This window comes from Xanthobacter sp. BG11Y11_SDJG, from assembly GCF_057364445.1.
The window spans coordinates 1-5,506 of the sequence record NZ_JBNFNU010000291.1 but is presented as its reverse complement, the minus strand read 5'-3'; the positions used below and the strand labels follow the sequence as shown (position 1 = coordinate 5,506).

Genomic DNA, 5,506 nt, shown 5'->3' with positions numbered 1-5,506 from the left:
CGCGCGGCTCTCGGCCCGCCTCGGCGAGGGGGTGGTGAACGGGCTGCTGACGGCGCGGCTCCGGCCTCGCCGCCATCGCCGTCACGCGGCCCATGCCGTTCGCCGCCCTGCCCGCTCCCCGCCTCGCCGACGTCGCCACCGGCCTCCTGAAGAAGGCCGAGGAGGACGCGGCGCCCGCCTCAGCCCGGTAGCAGACGCTCGGGCAGCGCGCGCGCCGTGTAGCGCACCGGGCGGTTGCGGGCGATCATCTCCACCGTCGGCCAGGCGACGAAGGCCGACACCACGGCGAGGAAGGCCGCGAAGCTCCATTGCCGGTCAACCAGCGCGATGCCGAAGATCGCCACCAGCCCCGCCAGCGTCGCAAATCCCAGCACCGCCACCAGCCACCAGCGCAGGGCCGAGAAGCCGCCGCGATAGACCACCGGCGGCTGGCCGCGGAAGCCGCCCGCCGTCTCCAGATTGGCGAGGCGCTCATGCAGCGCGCGCACGAAGGCGGCGTATTCGGCACCCTGGTCCTTCACGCCGGTGATGGAGGTGCGCGAGGTGGAGCCGAGCTTGACCTTCTCGCCGCCCCAGGTGCGGATCTCGGTCTCGAAGCTCGAATGGGCGAACTTGGCCGGGTGGAAGCGCAGCCGCACCCCCGCCACGTCGCGCAGCGAGAGCCGGCCCTCGCGCGGGCCAACGGCATAAGCGAGCGCGTCGCCGGTGAGCGTCACCCGCGTGCCCGGTCCGCCGAGGCGCGGCTGGTAGGCATAGGTCGCATCCGCGCCCCACCACACCCGCTCGGCGGCCTCGGCGGGGCTCGGGCGGGCGTCCCGGATATCGGCGCTCACGTCAGCTCCCGCATGGCGCCATCCAGGCCTTCGACGGTGAGCGGGAACATGCGGCCCTCCATGATGTGACGCACGAGGCGGATGGATTCGGTGTAGCCCCAATGGGCTTCCGGCACCGGATTGAGCCACGCCGCCTTGGGATAGGTCGCCAGCAGGCGCGAGAGCCAGACCTTGCCCGGCTCGGCGTTGGAATGCTCCACCGAGCCGTTGGCCATGGTAATCTCGTAGGGGCTCATGGAGGCGTCGCCGACGAAGATCAGCTTGTAGTCGCCGCCATAGGTGTGGAGCACCTCGTGGAGCGGCGTGCGCTCGCTGGAGCGGCGGCGGTTGTCGCGCCACACGCTCTCATAGACGCAATTGTGGAAGTAATAGTGCTCCAGGTGCTTGAACTCGGAGCGCGCGGCCGAGAACAGTTCCTCGCACTGGGCGATGTGCCAGTCCATGGAGCCGCCCACGTCGAGGAACAGCAGGACTTTCACCGCATTGCGCCGCTCGGGGCGCAGGCGCACGTCGAGATAGCCCTGGCGGGCGGTCTCGCGGATCGTGCCGTCGAGGTCCAGCTCCTCCGCCGCGCCGATGCGGGCGAACTTGCGCAAGCGCCGCAGTGCCACCTTGATGTTGCGGGTGCCCAGCTCCACCTCGCCGTCGAGATCGCGGAACTCGCGCTTGTCCCAGACCTTCACGGCGCGGAAATTGCGGTTGCCGTCCTGGCCGATGCGGATGCCCTCGGGATTGTAGCCGTAGGCGCCGAAGGGCGAGGTGCCGGCGGTGCCGATCCATTTCGAGCCGCCCTGGTGGCGCCCCTTCTGCTCCTCCAGGCGCTGCTTGAGCGTCTCCAGCAGCTTGTCGAGGCCGCCCAGCGCCTCGATCTGGCGCTTCTCCTCCTCGGTGAGGTGCTTCTCGGCGAGCTTCCTCAGCCAGTCTTCCGGAATGGCGTGCCCCTCCTCGCCAAGCGCGGTTTCCAGTCCCTTGAAGCACTGGCCGAAGACGCGGTCGAAGCGGTCGAGGTGCCGCTCGTCCTTCACGAGGCAGGCGCGGGCGAGGAAGTAGAAGGCGTCCACCTGGCGCTCGGCGAGATCGGCGTCCATCGCCTCCATCAGCGTGAGATATTCCCGCACCGAGACCGGGACGCCGGCGGACTTCAGGGCCTCGAAGAAGGCGATGAACATGGCACCTCGTCGTGTCTGGCGCTCGGCCGCATGGCCGCATGGCCGGGCTCGGCCGCGCGCGCGCACCGGCTCCTCAGCAGATGTCCGATCGTAGCAGAAAGATCGCCCTCAGGCGCGCCGCGCGCGTCGAAGCGGAACACAGGCGAGGAGCCATCGGACTTTGTGCTGCACCGGGCACGGCGAGAAGGACTCCCCGCCTGCGAACCGCCGCTGCAAGTTCGCGCGACGCCAAGCTGCCGCCTTGAGCGCGCCGCAGCCGCACATCCGGCCCGCGGGGAGATTTAGGAGATCGTCGGGCCGGAAGCGCTTGCGCCGCGCCGCCCGTCACCGCTCGGGCGGGACCGATCGCCGGACCGCGCTCCCGCGGCCCGTCAGTCGAACCAGATGTTCTGGGTATCCGTGATCTCGCGCACCGTGGTGGCGGCCAGGAGCACGATCTGCAGGAACTTGGCGAGGTCCACCGCGCCGGCGTTCGAGATGTAGATGATGTCCTTGTCGCGCATATACACCTTGGACGCGAGCAGGAAGCCGGTCGGATCGCCGAGATTGACCGTGTAGATGGTCGGCACGCGGGCGACTCCGGGGGGCACGTCGCTCACGTCGACGCCCATGCGCTCCAGCGTGCTGCGGGCTTCCATGCGGAACATGAAGACCGACTGGGGATCGGCCTGACCGTCCGACAGACCGCCGGCCTTGGCGAGCGCTTGGCTGAGGGTGACGGTGTCGTCACCGAAGACAAACTCGCCCTGCGCGCCGGAGGCGCCGAACGCCAGGAACTTGCGCGAGCGGGCATAGATGTAGATCGTATCGCCCGGCTGCAGATAGACGTTGTTGGCGGGCTCCCGGATCAGCCGGTTGAAGCTGATGGTGGCCTCGCGCCCGTTGCGCTGCAGCGTCAGGAAGGTGTCATAGCCCTTGTTGGCCAGAGAGCCGGCCTGGCCCACGGCGTCGAGCACGCGCTCGCCGGTGGAGCGCAGCGGGAACTTGATGGAGCCGCTGCTTTCGCCGATCACCGTCACCCAAGAGGAGCGCTGCTGCGTCACGGACACCACAGCCTGGGGCTCGATGGCGCGGTTGCGCAGGCGCTCGACAATCTCCGCCTCGATCTGTGCCGGCTCGCGGCCGACGGCCTTGATCAGGCCGGCGTAGGGCACCGAGATGTTGCCGTTGTTGTCCACCGTCTGCCGGGGGATGTCGACGAAGTTACCGGCACGGGACGCGGCCTCGGCCGGGATGAACAGACCGCCGGAGGAGGCTTCGAAGATGCTGACCGCCACTTCGTCGCCCATGCCCACCTTCACGCGAGGTGCGGGGCGCTGGTCGCCGCGGAAGGTGCCGATGAGCCCCTCGCGCTCCTGGAAGGAGAGCACACGAACCGCTTCCGCGCCCATGGGCACGAGCTTGTAGTTGAAGCCGTCCGTGTCCTTCCTGTTGTTGTGGATTTCGCTGGTATAGGGACCGGATGCGGGCAGAAAGTTGCATCCGGCGAGCGCGCCGAGCAGGGCGAGGCTGCCCGCCGCCGCTGCCATTGAGCGCAAAACGTCCCGAAGCTTCACCACAGCCCACCCCTCTTCCGGTCGTAGGCAGCTAGTAGCACGGGTGCCCGAAACTGAACATCGACCGAGGGTTTCGAGGCGCGGCAGGGGGTCGATTGGGGGCGCCCTGTGCCTCGAATGCCACAGGCCACCGGACATTCAACGTTTCATGATACCTCTAAACACAAAATCCACATTTGCGATCCGCTCAATCGCCGGCGCACGATTCGCGAAACTCGCGAAAACACGATTCGCTGGATTTGTGATGCCCCGCCCACCGGCCGCTCCGGCGCGACCTTCCGCTGCGGGATGGCTCAGGTGGAGATCAGGAACCGGTCGACACCTTCGAGCACAAGGCAGGTCAGGTGCCCGGTCGCATAGGCACCAGTGTCGATGTTGATGCGGTTGCTGAGCACTTCCGCGGTCGGGATCGGCGTGTGGCCGTGGACCACCAAATGGCCGAAGGAGTGCGGGTAGTCGAGAAACTCGCGGCGGATCCACAGCAGGTCGTTGCGGTCCTGCGCCGCCAGGCTCACGCCCGGCCGCAGCCCCGCATGGACGAACAGGTAGTCACCGCACACATAGCTGGTCGGCAGCTGGCGCAGGAAATCCACGTGGTCGAGACGCATCCCGGCGCGCCACTCAGTCCACAATTGCGATTGGTCCAGCGTGCCGGAGGGCTGCACATAGGAGAACACGGTCTCCACCCCGCCCATGCGCAGCCAGCTCGCGAACGCCTCCTGGGAGGTCAGCGCGTCCAGCATGATGGCCTCGTGGTTGCCCGCAAGGCAGACCGCGTTGCGCGTGCGCACCCGCTCCATCAGCGCATCGATGACGCCAGCCGACTGGGACCCGCGGTCCACATAATCGCCGAGATAGACTTCGATGCACTGCGGGCCGGGATGAAGCTCGGCGTCCTCGTCGATCGCCTCGTGGAGCGTCTTCAAAAGATCGAGGCGGCCATGGATGTCGCCCACGGCGTAAACGCGCAGATTGTCCGGAATCATGGGCACGGTCGGCTCTCGAACATCCTCGGCCTGCCAGCCGGGGCGGGATTTCAGGAGAGACTTGACCGCCATGCTGCACTCCCATGGTCGATCGAAATCGGCCGACCATCAACATGCTAACATCGACCCGATCCGTGTGGCCACGGATTTGTTGCATCGCACCATACGGAACCTGCGGCGGGCGGTATCTCTCTGGGGTGACTCACAAGGGTTTGATCACGCAGGTTAGTTCGCCGCAAATTGCGGCGTTGTCCAGGCGAGTCGCAGGCACGCGAGGTGGGGCATGGCATTCGAGATCGCGGCGCTCGCTCTGGTGATCGAGCTTCTGGTGGGATATCCGGCCGTTCTCGTGCGGCGCATCGGCCATCCCGTCATGTGGATCGGCCGGCTGATTGACCTGCTTGACCGCGCGCTCAACCGCTCCTCCCTTCCGGAAGATGTGCGGCGCCAGCGCGGCGTCGTCGCCATTGTCCTCGTCATCGCAGCTGCGGCCCTGCCGGCGCTGCTGCTGCAGCTCTCGCTGGCCGGCTCGGCGCTGGGGCTTCTGCTGCTGGCGCTCCTCGGCAGTTCGCTGATCGCCCAGCGTTCGCTGCACGCATATGTGGAGCGCGTCGCCGCCGCGCTGGAGGGCGGCGACCTCTCGCAGGCGCGCCAGGCGGTCAGCCACATCGTCGGGCGCGATCCCGCGACCCTGGACGCCCATGGCGTGGCCCGCGCGGCCATCGAGAGCCTGGCCGAGAATTTTTCCGATGGCGTGGTCGCTCCGGTGGTGTGGATGGCCGCGGCCGGGCTGCCCGGCGCCGCCGCCTACAAGGCGATCAACACGGCGGACAGCATGATCGGCCATCTCACGCCGCGCCATGCCGCCTTCGGCCGGGCGGCCGCGCGCCTCGACGATCTGGTGAACCTGCCGGCCTCGCGCCTCGCCGGCTGGCTCCTCATAGCCGGCGCCGCGACCATGC

General features: G+C 68.1%; 5 protein-coding genes and 1 pseudogene. 2 read left to right on the top strand and 4 right to left on the bottom strand.

Annotated features, from left to right (window positions below; translation table 11 throughout):
* Nucleotides 1-191: pseudogene (locus AC2W7M_RS18900) on the top strand (DUF697 domain-containing protein); the annotation flags it as partial.
* On the opposite strand, the gene AC2W7M_RS18895 reads toward AC2W7M_RS18900, so the two are convergent.
* The 4 genes from AC2W7M_RS18895 to AC2W7M_RS18880 all read right to left on the bottom strand — a co-directional run bounded on the left by AC2W7M_RS18895 (nt 180) and on the right by AC2W7M_RS18880 (nt 4,616).
* Complete coding sequence (locus tag AC2W7M_RS18895) at nt 180-833, bottom strand: hypothetical protein (RefSeq protein WP_486134036.1); 654 nt, start codon at nt 831-833, stop codon at nt 180-182. The pseudogene AC2W7M_RS18900 and the gene AC2W7M_RS18895 sit on opposite strands and share 12 nt — an antisense overlap.
* Entirely contained in the window at nt 830-2,002 is a 1,173-nt protein-coding gene (locus AC2W7M_RS18890; RefSeq protein WP_486134034.1) for a vWA domain-containing protein, read from the bottom strand. Before AC2W7M_RS18890 ends, AC2W7M_RS18895 begins: the two co-directional genes overlap by 4 nt.
* Nucleotides 2,003-2,373: 371 nt before the next feature.
* On the bottom strand, nt 2,374-3,531 hold the full coding sequence (locus AC2W7M_RS18885; protein ID WP_486134032.1) for a polysaccharide biosynthesis/export family protein: 1,158 nt from the start codon (nt 3,529-3,531) through the stop codon (nt 2,374-2,376).
* Between the two features lie 320 nt (nt 3,532-3,851).
* Nucleotides 3,852-4,616, bottom strand: a complete 765-nt coding sequence (locus AC2W7M_RS18880) for a metallophosphoesterase family protein (protein WP_486134030.1) — start codon at nt 4,614-4,616, stop codon at nt 3,852-3,854.
* A 211-nt stretch (nt 4,617-4,827) separates the two neighbouring features.
* Here AC2W7M_RS18880 and cbiB point away from each other — a divergent pair.
* Nucleotides 4,828-5,506, top strand: a 679-nt coding sequence (cbiB, locus tag AC2W7M_RS18875; protein WP_486134028.1) for an adenosylcobinamide-phosphate synthase CbiB, incomplete at its 3' end; no start/stop codon positions are given.